The sequence below is a fragment of the Streptomyces sp. Tek67B01 genome, from assembly GCF_055231995.1.
On sequence record NZ_JBUYUY010000001.1, the window covers coordinates 1,381,011 to 1,397,442 of the forward strand.

Consider the following 16,432-nt stretch of genomic DNA (forward strand, 5'->3'; position numbering starts at 1 on the left):
CCTAAAGCCAGCTCTTGACGGTTTCGATCAGTCGGGCCGGCTCGGGTCCGACGGGCGTGACGTTGAGCATGGTGACGCCCGCCGCCCGGAACGCCTCGACGCGCTCGCGTACGTAGCCGGCGGGCCCGCACAGCGTCATCAGCTCGCAGAACTCGTCCGGTACGGCCGCCGCGGCGTCGCGCCCCCGGCCGGAGAGGTAGAGCTCCTGGATCTTCCGGGCCTCCTCCTCGTAGCCGTAGGCGACGGCGAGGTCGTTGTAGAAGTTCTTGCCGACCGCGCCCATGCCGCCGACGTACAGGGCGATCTGCGGGCGCGCGAGTTCCCGTACGGCCGCCGCGTCCTCGCCGATCGCGAGCAGGCCGCCCGCGACGACCTGGAGCGGGCCCAGTTCGGGGGCCCGGCGGGCGGCGCCCTCGGCGAGGGAGCGGCCCCACACGGCGTCCGCCTTCTCCGGGAGGAACAGGGTGGGCAGCCAACCGTCGGCGATCTCCGCGGTCATCGCCACGTTCCCCGGGCCGAGGGAGGCCACGTAGACCGGCACGGCCGGACGCACGGGTCGGGTCAGCATCTTCAGCGGTTTGCCGTGCCGGCCGCCCTTGGCCGGCGGCAGGGGCATGTCGGTGATGCCGTGGTGGTCGATGGTCTCGCGGCGCCAGATCCGGCGGCACAGCTCCACCGTCTCGCGGGTGCGGCCGACGGGCTTGTCGTACGGCTTGCCGTGCCAGCCCTCGACCACCTGCGGGCCGGAGGCCCCGAGGCCGAGCATGGCCCGGCCGCCGGACATCACGTCGAGGCCGGCGGCGGTCTGGGCGATGAGGGCGGGGGTGCGGGAGTACACGTTCAAGATGGCGGAGCCGATCCGCATGCGCTCGGTCCGGGCCGCCAGGTACCCCATGATCGTCGGGGAGTCGAAGCCCCAGGCCTCGGCGACCCACACCGCGTCGAGCCCGGCCGTCTCCAGCGCGGCCGCCTCGTCCGCGGCCCGGCGAGGATCGCCCGCGTAGTCGAGCATCATGGAGAGTTCCATCAGGCGTCCCTCCCGCGCAGGTTCGGTACGTCCCAGTCCCGGGCCACGGATTCCGTGTCCGCCCCCGGTTGCGCGGGGCCGCCGGTGACGGCGGTCGGGGTGGCGGAGAAGCGGGGAGCGGGGGCCGGTTGGGTGATCCCGGCGACGCCGGTGAAGGTGCCCCGGGCCGCGAGGTGGGGGTGGTGCGGTGCCTCGCCCAGGGACAGCACGGGCGCCACGCAGGCGTCGGAGCCCTCGAACACGGCCGTCCACTCGGCCCGGGTCCGGGACGCGAAGCGTGCGGCCACGGCCTCGCGCAGCTCGCCCCACCGGGCGAGGTCCTTGCGGGCCGGCGCCTGCTCCTTGATGCCGAGCAGCTCCACGAAGGTGTCGTAGAACTGCTGCTCCAGCGCTCCGACCGCCATGTACCCGCCGTCGGAGGTCTCGTAGGTGCCGTAGAAGGGGCAGCCGCCGTCGAGCAGGTTGGCACCGCGCCGGTCCTGCCAGCCGCCGGCCGCCATCATGCCGTGGATCATGGCGGTGAGATGGGCCGTCCCGTCGACGATCGCCGCGTCCACGACCTGGCCGCTGCCACCGGGGGCGCCGGCGTGCCGCAGGGCCGCGAGGACGCCGATGACGAGGTAGAGCGATCCGCCCGCGTAGTCGCCGACCAGGTTGGCGGGAACGGCCGGTGGCTCGCCCGGGTTGCCGATCATGCCGAGGGCGCCGGTGACGGCGATGTACGCGATGTCGTGCCCGGCGGTGTGCGAGAGCGGGCCGTCCTGGCCCCAGCCGGTCATGCGGCCGTAGACCAGCCTCGGGTTGCGGGCGTGGCAGTCGGCCGGGCCGACGCCGAGCCGCTCGGCCACCCCCGGGCGGAACCCCTCGATCAGTACGTCGGCCCGCTCGACGAGTTCCAGCACCCGGTCGGGACCGTCGGGGGCCTTGAGGTCGATCAGCACCGAGCGCTTGTTGCGGTTGGTGACGTCGTACGCCGGATCGACGGCGAGGCCGCCACCCCCGGGACGGTCCACGCGGACCACGTCCGCGCCGAGGTCGGCGAGGAGCATCGCCGCGAACGGGCCCGGGCCGATCCCGGCCAGTTCGACGACGCGTACCCCGGCGAGCGGGCCGGTACCGGACACTGCCATCGAGCCCCCAGCGTTTCCCCGTGTGAGGTGGGTGAAGTGTGTGACACAACTGATGTAACACCAGTGATGCTAGGAACGTGTTCCACTCAGCACAAGAGCGGGCGCTTAGCCATCTGCGCCGAGCCGCGCGTCGAGTTCCCCGACGTGGCGTTTGAGCGCGACGGCTCGGTAGCTCTCCTCCACCCACTCGCACAGCACATCGGCGGCCGGGGCCCCCGTCCCGTCCAGCGGCAGGGAGACCCATCCGGCCCGCCCGAGGCCGTATCCCGTGGGCTCGGCGCCGGGGAAGGTCATCGCGTGTCCGTGCAGCGCCTCGTCCTTGAGCTTCACCGAGAGGCCGGGCGGCTGTGGGCCGTCGGCATTGCCCAGGAAGACGAAGATCTTCTTGTTGACCTTGACGACGCGGTCCTCGGGTCCCCACGGGAACTCCTCGACCGCTTCGGGCAGCCCCAGCGCGAACTCCCGCACCTTCTGCCACTTGCGCACCGCGGCCTTCATCGACGCCTCCACTTACCGCAGGTCACACCTGCTCGCACGGACAGTCGGAACTCACGCTAGCCTCAGCCACCGACACCAGCCGGGAGGAGCGTCATGAACGAGCGGGTACGCCGCACAGAACGGCAACGCGCCCACGACCTCGTGCTTTTCGGCGCGACGGGATTCGTGGGGACCCTGACCGCCGAGTACCTCGCCGCTCACGCCCCGGCCGGTTGCCGGTGGGCCCTCGCGGGTCGGGACCTCGCGAAGCTGGAGCGGCTGCGCGAGCGGCTGGCCGCACTGGACCCGGCCTGCGCGACCGTGCCCCTGATCCGCACGGACGCCTCCGACGCACGGGCGGTACGGGAACTGGCCGCCTCCACCCGCGTCCTGGCCACGACCGTCGGGCCGTACGTCTGGTACGGCGCGGAACTGGTCGCGGCCTGCGCCGGGGCGGGCACCGACTACGTGGACCTCACGGGCGAGCCGGAGTTCGTCGACCGGATGTACGTCGCCCACGACGCCCGGGCCCGGGAAACCGGCGCGCGGCTGGTACACGCGTGCGGCTTCGACTCGATCCCGGCCGACCTCGGGGCGTACTTCACGGTGAGCCGGCTGCCGGACGGGGTGCCGCTGCGGGTCGACGGTTTCATGCGCTCCAACGCACTGCTCTCCGGCGGGACCCTGGCCTCCGGCCTCACCGCGCTGAGCCGGGGCCCGCAGACCCTGGCCGCCGCCCGGGAGCGCCGGCTGTACGAGCCACGGCTGCCGGGGCGGCGCGTGCGGGGTTCCGGGGGCGCGCCCCGGTTCAGCCGCGAGACCGGCGGCTGGGCACTGCCGCTGCCGACGCTGGACCCGCGTGTCGTCGCCCGCTCGGCCGCCGCCCTGGAGCGCTACGGCCCGGACTTCCGCTACCGGCACTACGCGGGCGTGCGCCGGCTGCCGGTCGCGGTGGGGGCCACGGCCGCGGTCGGGGCGACCGTGGCGCTGGCTCAGGTGCCCGCCGCGCGGCGGTGGTTGATGAGCCGCTGGGAGCCGGGCCGGGGGCCGGACGCGGAGCGACGGGCGCGCAGCTGGTTCACCGTCCGCTTCGTGGGGACGGGCGGCGGCCGACGGATCTTCACGGAGGTCTCGGGCGGCGACCCCGGCTACGGCGAGACGGCGAAGATGCTGGCGGAGTCGGCCCTGTGCCTGGCCTACGACGCCCTCCCGGAGACCTCCGGACAGCTCACCACTGCGGTGGCGATGGGCGACGCCCTGCTCGACCGGCTCCAGAAGGCCGGCATCCGCTTCCGCGTGGCGGCCGACCGGGCTGTGTGACGCGTCTCGCTCCCGCGGTCGTCCGCTCGCCGGGTGTCCGGGTGTCCGGGTATCGCCTGTGCGGGGTCGGCTGACGGGGTGCCGGCTGAGCGGGGTGCCGGGTGGTCAGGGTGTCTCCGCCGCCTCACGCAGGGCGCGACGGCACAGCGAGTCGGCGCGCCGGGTGGTCTCCGGGAGCCGGTAGCGGGCGCTGAGCGCCAGGGTGTGGGCGCAGGCGTTGTCGAGCGAGACGCGGTGGCCGACGGAGACGTAGACCGGCTTGATCCCGTCCTGGGTGCGCAGCGCCCGCCCCACGACGCCGCCGTCCGCCGCGAGGAGCGGGGCGGCGTCGCCGCGCCGGGCGCCGGGTTCCTCGTAGGTGAAGGTGAACGGATTCTTCGCGACGCCGATGCTCGCCAGCCCGGTCACCACCCCGAGGTGGCAGGCGAGGCCGAAACCACGCGGGTGCGCGAGCCCGTAGCCGTCGCAGACGACGAGGTCGGGCGTGACGGTCAGGGCGTCGAGCGCGGCCAGCACCGTGGGCAGCTCCCGGAAGGCGAGCAGTCCCGGCACGTAGGGGAAGCTGACGCGGCCGACGGCGGTGCGTTCCTCGACCACCTCCAAGGTGGCCGCGTCGAGGACCACGGCCGCCGCGGCGACCAGGTCCCGTGCGTCGTCGTAGGCGACGTCCACTCCGGCGACGAGCCCCGTCCCGGGCGGTGGGCCCGGCTCGTCCAGCACCACGCTCCGGCGCAGTTCGTCCTGTACGGCTCGGGCTTCGGTCTCGTCGGCGGGGGTCTCGGCAGTCGTCATGAGGTGCGAGGGTAGCCTGACGATCATGTTCGTACTGGAGCTCACTTACACCGCGCCCATCGAAGCCGTAGACGAGCAGATGGAGGCGCACATCTCGTGGCTGGACCGTTACTACGCGTCCGGGGTCTTCCTCGCCTCGGGACGCAAGGTGCCGCGTGAGGGTGGCGTCATCCTGGCCGCCGGCGTCTCCCGCTCGGAGGCCGAGGAGATCACGGCCGAGGACCCGTTCGTCGTGGCAGGGGTCTGCGCCTACCGGATCACCGAGTTCATCGCCACGAAGACGTCGGCTGAGCTGGCGGCGGTACGGGAGGACCTGCCCAAGGCGTGACCGGACGGCCCGGCGGCCCGGGCCCCGCGGCCCGACCGCGGGACCGGTGCTCGCCCCCTCGGGAAGGCCGGCCGTCACGGCCGGCCGTCCCTCACCGCCGCTCCAGCCGGCCCACCCGCCCCTTCTCCCCCGCCGCCCAACAACCGCCGTCGGGCGCGCAGTCCACGGTGTCGTACGAGCCGGCGTCCAGCGCCCGCCAGGTGCGGCCCCCGTCCAGCGTCAGGTCCGAGCCCGTGGGGCCCACGGCCAGCGCCGCGCCGCGCGAGCGCGGGTACCAGGCCGCGCCGGACCGGTAGGCGGGCGGCGGTGTGGTGGACGCCCGCCAAGTGCGGCCCCCGTCCGAGGACACGGCCCCTGCATGCGGGGAGGCCTGGTCGGCGCGGTAGTCGCCGCCGACCGCGAGACCCGTCGTACGGTCGCGGAACGCGAGCGCGAAGACGCCCTTGGCCGGGTCCCCCGCCGGGACGGGCGAGGGGGTGGCGCTCCAGGTGCGGCCGCGGTCCCCGGAGCGCAACACCCGGGAGACCGTGCCTCCCCCGGTGGCGATCAGGACGTCCCGCGGCCCGGCGGCGACCAGGCACTGCCCGCTCGCGGCGAAGCCGGCCTCGCCCGGCAGCACCTCCGGCATCCCGGCGGCCGGCAGGACGTGCCAGCTCCGCCCGCCGTCGTCGGTGGCGAGGAGCCGGAACCGGCCGTCCACCGGGTCGCTCAGCGCGAGCCCGTGGCGGGCGTCGAAGAAGGTCAGGCAGTCGTAGAAGGCCCGTGGGTCGGTGTTACGGAAGCTCTCGGTCCAAGTCGCCCCGCCGTCCTCGGTCCGCAGGACCCGCGAGGCCTCGCCCTCGCCGATGGACAGGGCGACCGCCCGCCGCTCGTCGAAGGCCTCGATGTCGCGCAGCTCCAGCCCCTCCGCCACCGCTCCCGGCGGCGAGACGTCACGCCAGCTCCGGCCACCGTCGGAGGTGCGCAGCACCGTCCCCTTGGAGCCGGCGACCCAGGTGGCGGAGCGGCTGACCGCGGCGAGCCCGCGCAAGCGCACCGCGTCCTTCCCCGTGGCCTTGAGCGCCCAGCCGGCGCCGCGCGGGTCGCGCGAGCCGTCGCCCGGACCACCCGTCTCCGCCTGCGCGGGCGCGGCCGACAGGGTCACCGCCAGCGCCGCCACGCACATGCCAACTCCCAGAAGTCTCATGGCGCGGGAAGCTAACGTACGCCGGATTCCCCGTCCAGGGTGCGTCGGCGCGACCTGCTTCCTAGGCTGGCGCCATGCCTTTTGAGGATCAGCATCCGCAGCACACGGCGCAGGACCCGAAGCCCTACGCGGGCGAGCACATCACCGTCACGTACGAGACCGCCCGCTGCCTGCACGCCGCCGAATGCGTCGGCGGACTTCCCGAGGTCTTCGACTCCGGGCAGCGCCCTTGGGTACGGCCCGACGGGGCCGACCCGGAGCGGGTGGCGGAGGTGGTCCGCCGCTGCCCTTCGGGCGCCCTCCAGTACCGGCTCGCCGAAGGTCCGGCCGAGGAACCGGACCGCCCGACGAGCGTCGTACGGTCTCCCGCCGGCCAGTTGGTCCTGCGCGGCGAACTGGGCGTGACCCGGCCGGACGGCACCGTCAGACGGGAGACCAGGGCCGTGCTTTGCGCCTGTGGAGTGAGCGGTAATCAGCCGTACTGCGACCACTCCGGGGCCTGCGGCGGCGGCTGAACAGCCTGCCACGGCAACCCGCTACGGTCACTCTGTGCGATCGGACGGTAGCGATCAAGCCAATCGGTGACACAGCTCACTCCAATGCGCCTGCACGGATTTGCGCTTTCGGGCGTCTATCGGGTTGCCGGGCCCACCCCAAGCCCGGCAGGAGATCCGCCGCAAGGGAGCGAGCCTTGATCACTGTCATCGAGCAGGCCGTGCAGGCCCGACTGGTCGCCACCGCGCCGAAGGTCGAGACCGTACCCGTCACCCTCTGCTACGACCGCGCGGAGCCCTTCGCCGTCCGGATGGCGTTCCCCGGGCCCGCGACGCTGGAGGGCGTCGAGGTCTCCTGGACCTTCGCGCGCGAGCTGCTGGAATCCGGGTTGCGCCGTCCCGCCGGCTCGGGTGACGTGCGGGTGCGTCCGTACGACGGCGCGCGGACCAGCATCGAGTTCCACGCGCCGGAGGGCGTCGCGCTCGTGCTCATGGCGACCCCCGATCTCCACCGGTTCCTGGAGCGGGCCGCGACGGTCACGCCACCCGGGCTGGAGCACCTCTACCTCGATCTGGACCACGGGCTCGCGGAGTTGCTGCGCGGCTCCCGCTGAGGCCGCGCCCCCGCCGGCCCCCGCGCCCCGTTCGCACCCCGCCCGCGCATTTAATCCGTTGCGGGCGGCTCCGACCGCCCGTAGCTTCGTAGACGCCCCATAGCCGTCGAAACGGAGCAGGACATTGCTCGTCTGAGGTTCGAGACACCGACCACGGTCACCTTCCATCACCCGTCGGTTGTCTCCCCACGTTGCTCGCACCACTTCACGCAACCTGGAGGCCTCCATGAGTCTTGCCGCCACTTTCATCACCTGCTCCGCCCTCTCCTTCGACTGGCCTGACGGAACCCCCGTCCTGGACGACTTCCAACTGACCGTCGGGCCCGGCCGAACCGGTCTCGTCGGCCTCAACGGGTGCGGGAAGTCCACCCTGTTGAAACTCATCGCGGGTGAACTGAGCCCGTCCGACGGACAGATCTCCGTCGCCGGAACGATCGGGTACCTCCCGCAGAACCTCATCCTCGACACCGCACTGCGCGTCGACGAGGCACTCGGCATCCACGCCACCCGCGCCGCGCTGCACGCCATCGAGGCGGGCGAGGCCACCGAGGAGAACTTCACCGCGGTGGGCGACGACTGGGACGTGGAGGAACGTGCCTCGGCCACCCTCGACGCGCTCGGCCTCGCCCGGATCGGCCTGGACCGTACGGTCGGCGAGCTGTCGGGTGGCGAGTGCGTGCTGCTGCGCCTGGCGGCCCTGCTGCTCGCCCGCCCGGACGTCCTGCTCTTGGACGAACCCACCAACAACCTTGACCTGCGGGCCCGGCGCCGGCTCTACGCGGCCGTCGACTCCTGGTCCGGCGTACTGGTGGTGGTCAGTCACGACCGGGAGCTGCTGGAGCGGGTGGATCAGATCGCCGACCTGCGGGACGGCGAAGTGCGCTGGTACGGAGGCAACTTCACCGACTACGAGGAGGCGCTGGCAGCCGAGCAGGACGCCGCCGAGCGGATGGTCCGGGTCGCCGAGGCCGACGTACAGCGGCAGAAGCGCGAACTCGCCGACGCCCAGGTCAAATTGGCCCGGCGCAAGCGCTACGGCCAGAAGATGTGGGACTCCAAGCGGGAGCCGAAGATCGTGATGGGGGCCCGCAAGCGCGCCGCCCAGGAGTCGGCCGGCAAGCACCGCGTCATGCACACCGAGAAACTGGCGGACGCCCGCGAGCGGCTGGACCAGGCGGTGGAAGCGGTGCGCGACGATGACGAGATCCGCGTCGAACTGCCCGCGACCCGGGTGCCTCCGGGGCGGCGGGTGCTGACACTGGACGACCTGCGCCCGGCGCACGGGCCCGTGATCGCGGGCGAGTGGGAACTGCGCGGGCCGGAACGGATCGCCCTGGTGGGCCGCAACGGCTCGGGCAAGACCTCCCTGCTGCGGACGATCGCGGGCCTGCTCGCCCCGGCTTCGGGTGAGGCGGTGACGCACGTGCCGACGCGGTTCCTGCCGCAGCGGCTGGACGCCGACGTCCTGGACGACGACCGCTCGGTCGTGGAGAACGTGGCACGGTTCGCCCCGCACGCCACGAACAACGTGATCCGGGCGCGGCTCGCGCACTTCCTGTTTCGGGGCGCCCGGGCGGACCGGCCGGCCGGCACCCTGTCGGGCGGCGAGCGGTTCCGGGCGGCGCTGGCCGCGCTGCTGCTGGCGGAGCCGGCGCCGCAGTTGCTGATGTTGGACGAACCGACGAACAACCTGGACCTGGCGAGCGTGCGGCAGCTGACCGGCGCCCTGGACTCGTACGAGGGAGCGCTGCTGGTGGCGAGCCACGACGTGCCGTTCCTGGAGTCGCTGGGGATCACGCGCTGGCTGCTGCTGGATGCGGAGGCGGGCCTTCGCCCGACGACGGCCGAGGAGGTGCGCGAGTCGCTCTGGCACGGCTGAGTGCGGCCGAGCGCCGCTGAGCACGGCACGCTTGACGGCCGGCCCGGGCGGCATCCGCCCGGGCCGGCCGTCAAGACATCGTCGGCGGACCACCTGCGGGCCTGATTTCGCTTCCGATTTGTCCCTGCGGGCGGGTTCCCGCACGCCCTCAAACTGGGGAGATAACCGGACGTAACCACACATAGGCATGGGTGGGGCTTGGCTGGTCCTTGATGCCGTGCTTAACCTACGACTCCGTAGGCTACGCAACCGTAGGTAATTCGCTTTTCCCCCCTGGAGTACCCGTGACGATCACCTCCCCCCACCTCGGCAGCTCCGAGGCGTGGACCGACGCCAAGTTGCTGTTCGCGCTGGAAGAGGTGGTTGAAAAGGAGCTCAACCGCCACCTTCAGGTCACCAAGGACTGGATGCCCCACGAGTACGTCCCCTGGAGCGACGGCCGGAACTTCCCCGGCTTCTTCGAGGACGGCGAGGCCTGGGACCCGAAGCAGTCCAAGGTCACCGACATCGGCAAGATCGCCCTCGTCGTCAACCTGCTGACCGAGGACAACCTGCCCAGCTACCACCACGAGATCGCGTCGCTCTTCGGGCGCAACGGCGCGTGGGGCACCTGGGTGCACCGCTGGACCGCCGAGGAGGGTCGCCACGGCATCGTGATGCGCGACTACCTGCTGGCCTCGCGCGCGGTGGACCCGGACAAGCTGGAAGCGTTCCGCATGCAGCACATGTCGGAGGGTTTCGAGTCCGACAACCGGCACTCGATGCTGCACTCGGTGGCCTACGTGGCCTTCCAGGAGCTCGCGACCCGCATCTCGCACCGCAACACCGGCCACCAGTCCGGTGACCCGGTCTGCGACCGGATGCTGGCCCGTATCGCGCAGGACGAGAACCTGCACATGATCTTCTACCGCAACCTGCTGGGCGCCGCCTTCGAGCTGGCCCCCGACCTGACGATGCAGGCCGTGCGGGACGTCGTGGTCAACTTCCGGATGCCCGGTCACGGCATGCCGGGCTTCGAGCGGATGGCCGCGCAGATGGCGATCGGCGGGGTGTACAACCTGCGGATCCACCACGACGACGTACTGAGCCCGGTGATCCGGTTCCTGAAGATCATGGACATCGACGGTCTCGGCCCGGAGGGGCAGAAGGCCCAGGAGGAGCTCGGCCTCTTCATGGGCGGCCTGGACTCCGAGGCCCGCAAGTTCGACGAGCGGCTGGCCGCCCGCGCGGCACGCATCGCGGCACGCCGCCAGGCCTGACCTCCCGACAAGCCCGGACAAGCCCGACAAGCCCCGGCAGGGCCACTCGCTCAGCCGGGGCTTAGCCGTGTCCCGGCCCCGGCGCGGTCCCCCGCCCCGCGGGCCCCACCCCGTGCCCTCGCGCCCCTGCCGGTCCCGGTCAGGCGCGGGGGCGCAGGGCGAGGCGCTCGGACTCCGAAAGGCCGCCCCACACCCCGAAACGCTCGTCGTTCGCCAGGGCGTACTCAAGGCACGCCGCCCTGCCCTCGCACGCCCCGCACAGCCGCTTCGCGTCGCGCAGCGAGGAGCCGGGCTCCGGGAAGAAGAAGGCGGGGCCGGTCTGGGCGCACAGGGCGAGGTCGTACCAGGCGGGTGCGGCTGTGATCGTCGTGCGCTCGCTCGTGTTCATCGACATGACGGAGATCCTCACCGTCGCCGATGGACGTCCGATCAACGCCTCATCAACACAGTGCCTCACGACCCCGACGGCGCAGCCATTCCTCAAGGACGGCGACGTCCCGGTCGGTCAGGCCCGTACGCGCGTCGACGCGGTGCAAAAGCGCCGGCCCGGGGTGGTGCGCGGCCAGCGACCCGGGGTCTTCAGTGGTCGGCCGGCTTGGCCCGGCTCGGTTGGACGCGTTTGGGTTCGCCGGGCATCTTCGGGTAGTCCGGCGGGTACGGCATGTCGCCCTGGCCGTGCTCGTGCTCCTGGCGGTCCGCAAGCTCCAGGACGGTGTCCAACGTGAAGGCGTGCTCGTCCATCTCGGCGTGCACGTCACCGACTTCCGCGAAACGCCCCGGCATCGTCACGATGTCGAAGTCCCGCGGCTCCGCGTCGTCCACCTCCTCCCAGCGCAGCGGCGCGGACACCGGGGCATGGGGACGGGGCCGGACGGAGTAGGCGGAGGCGATGGTCCGGTCGCGCGCCGTCTGGTTGTAGTCCACGAAGATCCGCTCGCCGCGCTCCTCCTTCCACCAGGCCGTCGTGACCTTGCCGGGCATCCGCCGCTCCAGTTCCCGGCCCAGGGCGATCGCACACCGCCGGACCTCCGTGAACGTCCAGCGCGGAGCGATCGGCACGAACACGTGCAGCCCGCGCCCGCCCGAGGTCTTCGGCCAGCCGCGCAGTCCCATCTCGTCCAGCAGCGCCCGCAGTTCGTGGGCGGCGGCGACCGCGTGGTGGTAGTCGGTGCCCGGCTGCGGGTCCAGGTCGATCCGCAGCTCGTCCGGCCGGTCGGTGTCCTCGCGGCGCACCGGCCAGGGGTGGAAGGTGAGGCAGCCCAGATTGGCGGCCCACAGGACGGCGGCCGGCTCGGTCGGGCAGATCTCATCGGCCGTCCGCCCGCTGGGGAAGGCGATGTGCGCGGTAGGAATCCAGTCGGGCAGGTTCTTCGGAGCCCGCTTCTGGAAGAAGGACTCGCCCTCCACCCCTTCCGGATACCGCTCCAGCGTCGTCGGACGGTCGCGCAGCGCCCGGACGATGCCCGGGGCGACCGCCAGGTAGTACTCGGCGACGTCCCTCTTGGTGAGGCCGCGCTCGGGGAAGTACACCTTGTCCGGGCTGGACAGCCGAACCGTCCGCCCGCCCGCGTCCAGCTCGATCGCATCACGCGCAGCACCCATGCCCGCCACGGTAGGCGGCCCCGGGCCCACCCGCACACCGGACGGCTCCACCCGGGCCCGCACACCGCGCGGCCCCCGCCGGGCCGCAGCAGAATCGAAGGCATGGATCTGCCGGTGATGCCCCCTGTGAAACCGATGCTCGCGAAGTCCGTGACGGCCATTCCGCCGGGCATGCAGTACGAGGCCAAGTGGGACGGCTTCCGCGCCATCGTCCACCGCGACGGTGCCGAGATCGAGATCGGCAGCCGCACCGGCAAGCCCCTGAACCGGTACTTTCCCGAGCTGGTGACGGCCCTCAAGGAGAACCTTCCCGACCGCTGCGTGGTGGACGGCGAGATCGTGATCGTCCACGACCGCCGGCTCGACTTCGACCGCCTCACCGAGCGGATCCACCCCGCCGCCTCCCGGGTGAAGATGCTCGCCGAGACGACCCCGGCCAGTTTCGTGGCCTTCGACCTCCTCGCGCTCGGTGACGAGTCGCTGCTCGACACCCCGCTCGCCGCTCGGCGCAGCGCCCTGACCCGTGCCCTTTCCACCTCTCGGCCCCCCGTTCACCTCGCGCCCGCCACCACCGACCCCGCACTCGCGCACGACTGGTTCGAGCGGTTCGAGGGCGCCGGGCTGGACGGGGTGATCGCCAAGCCCCTCGATCTCCCCTACCGGCCCGATGCCCGCCTGATGTTCAAAATCAAGCACGAGCGTACGGCCGACGTCGTCGTCGCCGGTTTCCGTTTCCACAAGAGCGGTCCGATCATCGGATCGCTACTCCTGGGCCTCCACGACGCCCACGGCACCCTCCAACACGTCGGCGTCTGCGCCGCCTTCCCCATGAGGCGCCGCGCCGAGCTGGTGTCCGAACTCGACCCGCTGCGGATGCCCGACCCGCAAGGCCACCCCTGGGCCGCCTGGGCCGAGGAGGCAGCCCACGAGAGCGCCCGCCTGCCCGGCGCGCAGAGCCGCTGGACGGGCAAGAAGGACCTCTCCTGGGTGCCACTACGCCCCGAGCGGGTCTGCGAGGTCGCCTACGACCACATGGAGGGCGACCGCTTCCGCCACACCGCCCAGTTCCGCCGCTGGCGCCCCGACCGCCTGCCGGAAAGCTGCACGTACGCCCAACTGGAGGAGGTCGTCCGCTACGACTTGGCCGAAGTCCTCGGCACACCCGGGCAGTGATCGGGGACCGGCCGGGACCGGCCGTGATTGACCGTAGACCGACCGGGGCCGACCGGGGCCGGTGGGGCCGCTTCCCTCAGCCCGAGGTGAGCTTCTCCCACTCCGCCCGGTCCGGGCCCACCGGGTTCGGGGCGTAGTCCGGGCGGTGCGCCAGCCAGCGGGCCACCCGTGAACGGATCTCCGGGTCCGCGTACACGCGTTCCGGCGGCTCGATCAGGTGGCGGACCCGCGCTCGGGCGCGCATCACCTCGGCGTCCTCCAGCGCGCAATCGAACAGCGCGGCCACCTCCAACGCCGTCCCCGTCCGTCCCGCCCTGGTGGCGAAGCGCTCCCCGATGGCCGCGTCCGCGACCACCTGGAAGTCGAACCAGGGCTTCAAAGTGCGCACCGCCCACGCGTGGTACCCGGCGGCGTACCCGTCCGATCCCGGGTCCCGGTGCGCCGTGCGCGCCACCCGGCTCGCGGCCCACAGGGTGAGCGAAGTGCCCTGTCCCAGCGTCGGGTTGGTGTGGGTGATGGCGTCACCGACCGGTACCAGCCCGCTCACGACCGGCCCCCGCCCGTCGCTCAGCGCGCTCCACCGGTTGTCGAGGCTCGCGGTGGCCAGTACGCCGGACAGCGGCTCCGCGCCCAGCCGTAGCCATGCCTCCCCCGGTGGGAAGGCCCTTGCCGCGGCCTCGAAGACGGCCGGATCCCGCAGCGCCGAGCGGGTGGTGTCCTCGGTGTGGACGAACAGGGTGACGGCGAAGACCCGGTTGTCGGCGGGGAAGACGGCGCAACCGGCGAAGGTGCCGCCGGCGATGGCCCAGGGGCGGCGCGGCCCCAGCTCCCGGCCCTCGGGCAGCCGGTACCAGCGGCAGAAGTAGGCCAGCCCCGTGCGGTGCCGCTCGACCAGGGGCGGCCGGCAGCCCGCCGCCGCCAACCACCGTTCGGTGGCGCCGCGCCGCCCGCTCGCGTCGACGACCAGGTCCCCCTCGTACGCGCCGGTCGGGGAGGTCACACCCGTGACCCGGCTTCCCTCGAACCGCAGGCCCTCGACCGGCTCCCCGTAGCGCGCGACGACGCCCGGCTCGGCGCGCAGGGCGGTGGCCAGGGCGCTCTCCAACACGATGCGCCGCGCCTGGATCATGACGAGGTCGTCGTCGCCCGGGCGGGCGGGCGGCCGTTCGTCGAACCAGTCGAGCTCGTGCCGCTCGCGCGCCCCCAGCCGGAGCATCTCCGCGTAGACGTCGGGCAGTTCCCCGCGCAGTACGGTGCGTGCGGCGCCGAGCAGGGCGTGCGGCTGGGTGGCCTGGGGCACGGCGGGACGGCGCCACCCGAAGAAATCGCGGTCGAGGGCGGTGCCCGGGACGCGGGAGTCGCGTTCGAAGAGCTCGACGGTGTGCCCCCGCCGGGCGGCGAGCAGGGCGGTCGCCTGCCCGCCAATCCCTCCGCCGATGACCAGTACGTGTGCCATTGCGCCCCCCTGAGCCGCCCCCGGACCGACGAACCGTATGACGATCGGACCGCCAAGAGCCTGCACGGGCCATCCCTGGCCGAAACCCGCACGGCTGTACGAACCGGCGCGTCGGCGTTCGCGCGGACCTTCGCGAAGGGTCGGAGCCATGCGCCGGGGGCTGCGCTCATCCGGGGTCCCCTCACGCGGCCCGCGTCGCGCCGCGGGCCGCCGCCCCGACCGGGCCCGTGGCCCGTGGCGGGTGGCGGGTGGCGGGTGGCGATGGACGCGCCCGTCCCGCTCGGCGACGGTCACGGGCAGCCCGAGGCCGGTCCGCACCCGGGCGCGGGAGTCGACGCGCGGCGGCACCACCGGGGCCGCCGGCATCGCTCCGCGCCCCTGCCGCCCGCCTCCCGCTCACCCGGTCCTCAGCATCGGCAAACACCAGGACCGGAAGCCGGACCCGGCCCGCTTGACAAACGAGGTTGCCGAACCGGCAAATGGAGACATGCCCACCCGCGATCACGAGGGGCCCGACGAGCAGGTGCCCGGCGCCGAGCGGGAACCCGGCGCCGATCTCGCCGACGTCATCACCGCCGTCGGGCCCCGCCTGCGCGCCCTGCGCCGCCGGCGCGGCACGACCCTGGCGCAACTCAGCGAGGCCACCGGCATCTCGCTGTCCACGCTGTCCCGGCTGGAGTCGGGGCAGCGCCGGCCCACGCTGGAACTGTTGCTCCCGCTGGCCAAGGCCCACCGGGTGGCGCTGGACGACCTCGTCGGCGCTCCGGACACCGGCGATCCCCGCGTCCGCCCGCGCCCCTTCGTCCGGCACGGCTGCACCTACGTACCGCTCTCCCGCGAGTTCGCCGGAGTGCACGCGTTCAAGCAGATCCTGCCGCCCCGCGACCCGACCCAGCCCGTGCCCGAGCCGAGGGTCCACGAGGGCTACGAGTGGCTGTACGTGCTCTCGGGCCGGGTACGGCTGCTGCTCGGGGAGCACGACCTCGTCCTCACGGCGGGCGAGGCCGCCGAGTTCGACACGCACACGCCGCACGCGTTCTTCAACGCGGGCCCGCAACCCGCCGAGTTCCTCAGCCTGTTCGGCCCCCAGGGCGAGCGCATCCACGTCCGCGCCCGCCCCACCACCGCCTCCTCGGAAGGACGCCCATGACCACCGAACGTCCCGAACCCGCCGAACGCGCCGAAGCCGCCGAACGGGCCGTCCCGCAGCCCAACGCGGTGGTCGGCGTCGGCCTCGTCGTGGTCGCCGCCGACGGCCGGATCCTGCTCGGCCAGGCCCACGACGGCCGCTGGGAACTGCCCGGCGGCAAGGTCGACCCCGGCGAGGGTTTCGAGCAGGCCGCGGCGCGGGAACTCGAAGAGGAAACGGCACTGCGGGCGGCCCCGCAGGACATCGAGGTGCTCGGCGTCCAGATCGACGCGCGCTCCGGCCTGACCCGCCTGACGGCCGCCGCCGTCACCCGCTCCGCCGAGGGCGACCCCGCCGTCACCGAGCCGCACAAGATCGCCCGCTGGTCCTGGTTCGCCCCGGCCGACATCCCCCCGGCCCTCTACGCGCCGTCGGCGGCGGTCCTGCGCACCTGGCGCCCCGACCTCACCTCCGCCCTCCCCCACGTCCCCTCGCACGACTACCTGGCCGCCCCGCGGGACGCCGGCTGAGCCACCCCGCTCGCCCCCCGGCCAAGCCAACCTCAC

General features: G+C 73.1%; 17 protein-coding genes. 9 read left to right on the forward strand and 8 right to left on the reverse strand.

Translation table 11 applies throughout. The annotated features are described in order from the left end of the window. Position 1 precedes the first annotated feature (1 nt). The 3 genes from ACV7NM_RS06395 to ACV7NM_RS06405 form a co-directional block, all read right to left on the reverse strand. A complete protein-coding gene (locus tag ACV7NM_RS06395) occupies positions 2–1,027 on the reverse strand; it encodes an LLM class F420-dependent oxidoreductase (RefSeq protein ID WP_463409353.1) in 1,026 nt (341 codons plus the stop codon). Continuing rightward, the gene (locus ACV7NM_RS06400) at positions 1,027–2,157 is read right to left on the reverse strand and encodes a CaiB/BaiF CoA transferase family protein (protein ID WP_463409354.1); all 1,131 of its coding nucleotides are present in this window, start codon (positions 2,155–2,157) and stop codon (positions 1,027–1,029) included. The genes ACV7NM_RS06395 and ACV7NM_RS06400 overlap by 1 nt, the downstream gene beginning before the upstream one ends. A 105-nt stretch (positions 2,158–2,262) precedes the next feature. Beyond that, a complete protein-coding gene (locus tag ACV7NM_RS06405) occupies positions 2,263–2,655 on the reverse strand; it encodes an MmcQ/YjbR family DNA-binding protein (RefSeq protein ID WP_463409355.1) in 393 nt (130 codons plus the stop codon). A 93-nt stretch (positions 2,656–2,748) separates the two neighbouring features. Between ACV7NM_RS06405 and ACV7NM_RS06410 the strand changes: the two genes are divergently transcribed. After that, positions 2,749–3,954 carry a saccharopine dehydrogenase family protein gene (locus ACV7NM_RS06410; protein ID WP_463409356.1) on the forward strand — a complete coding sequence of 402 codons (1,206 nt, stop codon included), beginning with the start codon at positions 2,749–2,751 and terminating at the stop codon, positions 3,952–3,954. 105 nt (positions 3,955–4,059) lie between these two features. Here the strand turns inward: ACV7NM_RS06410 and ACV7NM_RS06415 are convergent, their stop codons facing one another. Beyond that, positions 4,060–4,746: an endonuclease V gene (locus tag ACV7NM_RS06415; protein ID WP_463409357.1), complete on the reverse strand. Its 687-nt coding sequence runs from the start codon at positions 4,744–4,746 to the stop codon at positions 4,060–4,062. Positions 4,747–4,771: 25 nt separating this feature from the next. On the opposite strand from ACV7NM_RS06415, the gene ACV7NM_RS06420 reads away from it, so the two are divergent. Further along, positions 4,772–5,074, forward strand: a complete 303-nt coding sequence (locus ACV7NM_RS06420; RefSeq protein ID WP_463409358.1) for a YciI family protein — start codon at positions 4,772–4,774, stop codon at positions 5,072–5,074. Positions 5,075–5,165: 91 nt separating this feature from the next. Here ACV7NM_RS06420 and ACV7NM_RS06425 read toward each other — a convergent pair whose 3' ends face one another. Continuing rightward, positions 5,166–6,260 carry a WD40/YVTN/BNR-like repeat-containing protein gene (locus ACV7NM_RS06425; protein WP_463409359.1) on the reverse strand — a complete coding sequence of 365 codons (1,095 nt, stop codon included), beginning with the start codon at positions 6,258–6,260 and terminating at the stop codon, positions 5,166–5,168. A gap of 74 nt (positions 6,261–6,334) precedes the next feature. Here ACV7NM_RS06425 and ACV7NM_RS06430 point away from each other — a divergent pair, with 74 nt between their 5' ends. The 4 genes from ACV7NM_RS06430 to ACV7NM_RS06445 all read left to right on the forward strand — a co-directional run bounded on the left by ACV7NM_RS06430 (position 6,335) and on the right by ACV7NM_RS06445 (position 10,506). Continuing rightward, positions 6,335–6,775, forward strand: coding sequence for a (4Fe-4S)-binding protein (locus ACV7NM_RS06430; RefSeq protein WP_463409360.1), 441 nt, complete (start codon positions 6,335–6,337; stop codon positions 6,773–6,775). A 176-nt stretch (positions 6,776–6,951) separates the two neighbouring features. Further along, positions 6,952–7,368: a spore wall synthesis regulator SsgD gene (gene ssgD, locus ACV7NM_RS06435; protein ID WP_463409361.1), complete on the forward strand. Its 417-nt coding sequence runs from the start codon at positions 6,952–6,954 to the stop codon at positions 7,366–7,368. A gap of 226 nt (positions 7,369–7,594) precedes the next feature. Then, complete coding sequence (locus ACV7NM_RS06440; protein ID WP_463409362.1) at positions 7,595–9,247, forward strand: ABC-F family ATP-binding cassette domain-containing protein; 1,653 nt, start codon at positions 7,595–7,597, stop codon at positions 9,245–9,247. 284 nt (positions 9,248–9,531) lie between these two features. Next, positions 9,532–10,506, forward strand: coding sequence for an acyl-ACP desaturase (locus ACV7NM_RS06445; protein WP_463409363.1), 975 nt, complete (start codon positions 9,532–9,534; stop codon positions 10,504–10,506). A 139-nt stretch (positions 10,507–10,645) separates the two neighbouring features. On the opposite strand, the gene ACV7NM_RS06450 is transcribed toward ACV7NM_RS06445, so the two are convergent. Both ACV7NM_RS06450 and ligD read right to left on the reverse strand, forming a co-directional pair. Then, positions 10,646–10,894 (reverse strand): WhiB family transcriptional regulator, encoded by a 249-nt coding sequence (locus ACV7NM_RS06450; protein ID WP_401528600.1) that lies wholly within the window; start codon positions 10,892–10,894, stop codon positions 10,646–10,648. Positions 10,895–11,085: 191 nt separating this feature from the next. Continuing rightward, the gene (gene ligD / locus ACV7NM_RS06455; RefSeq protein ID WP_463409364.1) at positions 11,086–12,108 is read right to left on the reverse strand and encodes a non-homologous end-joining DNA ligase; all 1,023 of its coding nucleotides are present in this window, start codon (positions 12,106–12,108) and stop codon (positions 11,086–11,088) included. 102 nt (positions 12,109–12,210) lie between these two features. Here ligD and ACV7NM_RS06460 point away from each other — a divergent pair, with 102 nt between their 5' ends. Beyond that, positions 12,211–13,281, forward strand: a complete 1,071-nt coding sequence (locus ACV7NM_RS06460) for an ATP-dependent DNA ligase (RefSeq protein ID WP_463409365.1) — start codon at positions 12,211–12,213, stop codon at positions 13,279–13,281. Between the two features lie 76 nt (positions 13,282–13,357). Here the strand turns inward: ACV7NM_RS06460 and ACV7NM_RS06465 are convergent, their stop codons facing one another. Then, entirely contained in the window at positions 13,358–14,737 is a 1,380-nt protein-coding gene (locus tag ACV7NM_RS06465; RefSeq protein ID WP_463409366.1) for an NAD(P)/FAD-dependent oxidoreductase, read from the reverse strand. A gap of 487 nt (positions 14,738–15,224) precedes the next feature. Between ACV7NM_RS06465 and ACV7NM_RS06470 the strand changes: the two genes are divergently transcribed. Together ACV7NM_RS06470 and ACV7NM_RS06475 are read left to right on the forward strand one after the other, a co-directional pair. Next, positions 15,225–15,887 carry a helix-turn-helix domain-containing protein gene (locus ACV7NM_RS06470; RefSeq protein ID WP_463409367.1) on the forward strand — a complete coding sequence of 221 codons (663 nt, stop codon included), beginning with the start codon at positions 15,225–15,227 and terminating at the stop codon, positions 15,885–15,887. Continuing rightward, entirely contained in the window at positions 15,884–16,396 is a 513-nt protein-coding gene (locus ACV7NM_RS06475; protein ID WP_463409368.1) for a nucleotide triphosphate diphosphatase NUDT15, read from the forward strand. Before ACV7NM_RS06470 ends, ACV7NM_RS06475 begins: the two co-directional genes overlap by 4 nt. Positions 16,397–16,432: the final 36 nt, after the last annotated feature.

Bases quoted from the DNA above. Each gene is read 5' to 3' on its own strand.
- ACV7NM_RS06410 (WP_463409356.1), top strand. From the start codon at position 2,749: ATGAACGAGCGGGTACGCCGCACAGAACGGCAACGCGCCCACGACCTC.
- ACV7NM_RS06415 (WP_463409357.1), bottom strand. From the start codon at position 4,746: ATGACGACTGCCGAGACCCCCGCCGACGAGACCGAAGCCCGAGCCGTA.
- ACV7NM_RS06470 (WP_463409367.1), top strand. From the start codon at position 15,225: ATGCCCACCCGCGATCACGAGGGGCCCGACGAGCAGGTGCCCGGCGCC.
- ACV7NM_RS06465 (WP_463409366.1), bottom strand. From the start codon at position 14,737: ATGGCACACGTACTGGTCATCGGCGGAGGGATTGGCGGGCAGGCGACC.
- ACV7NM_RS06440 (WP_463409362.1), top strand. From the start codon at position 7,595: ATGAGTCTTGCCGCCACTTTCATCACCTGCTCCGCCCTCTCCTTCGAC.
- ACV7NM_RS06475 (WP_463409368.1), top strand. From the start codon at position 15,884: ATGACCACCGAACGTCCCGAACCCGCCGAACGCGCCGAAGCCGCCGAA.
- ACV7NM_RS06395 (WP_463409353.1), bottom strand. From the start codon at position 1,027: ATGGAACTCTCCATGATGCTCGACTACGCGGGCGATCCTCGCCGGGCC.
- ACV7NM_RS06450 (WP_401528600.1), bottom strand. From the start codon at position 10,894: ATGAACACGAGCGAGCGCACGACGATCACAGCCGCACCCGCCTGGTAC.
- ACV7NM_RS06420 (WP_463409358.1), top strand. From the start codon at position 4,772: ATGTTCGTACTGGAGCTCACTTACACCGCGCCCATCGAAGCCGTAGAC.
- ligD (WP_463409364.1), bottom strand. From the start codon at position 12,108: ATGGGTGCTGCGCGTGATGCGATCGAGCTGGACGCGGGCGGGCGGACG.
- ACV7NM_RS06430 (WP_463409360.1), top strand. From the start codon at position 6,335: ATGCCTTTTGAGGATCAGCATCCGCAGCACACGGCGCAGGACCCGAAG.
- ACV7NM_RS06460 (WP_463409365.1), top strand. From the start codon at position 12,211: ATGGATCTGCCGGTGATGCCCCCTGTGAAACCGATGCTCGCGAAGTCC.
- ACV7NM_RS06405 (WP_463409355.1), bottom strand. From the start codon at position 2,655: ATGAAGGCCGCGGTGCGCAAGTGGCAGAAGGTGCGGGAGTTCGCGCTG.
- ACV7NM_RS06425 (WP_463409359.1), bottom strand. From the start codon at position 6,260: ATGAGACTTCTGGGAGTTGGCATGTGCGTGGCGGCGCTGGCGGTGACC.
- ACV7NM_RS06400 (WP_463409354.1), bottom strand. From the start codon at position 2,157: ATGGCAGTGTCCGGTACCGGCCCGCTCGCCGGGGTACGCGTCGTCGAA.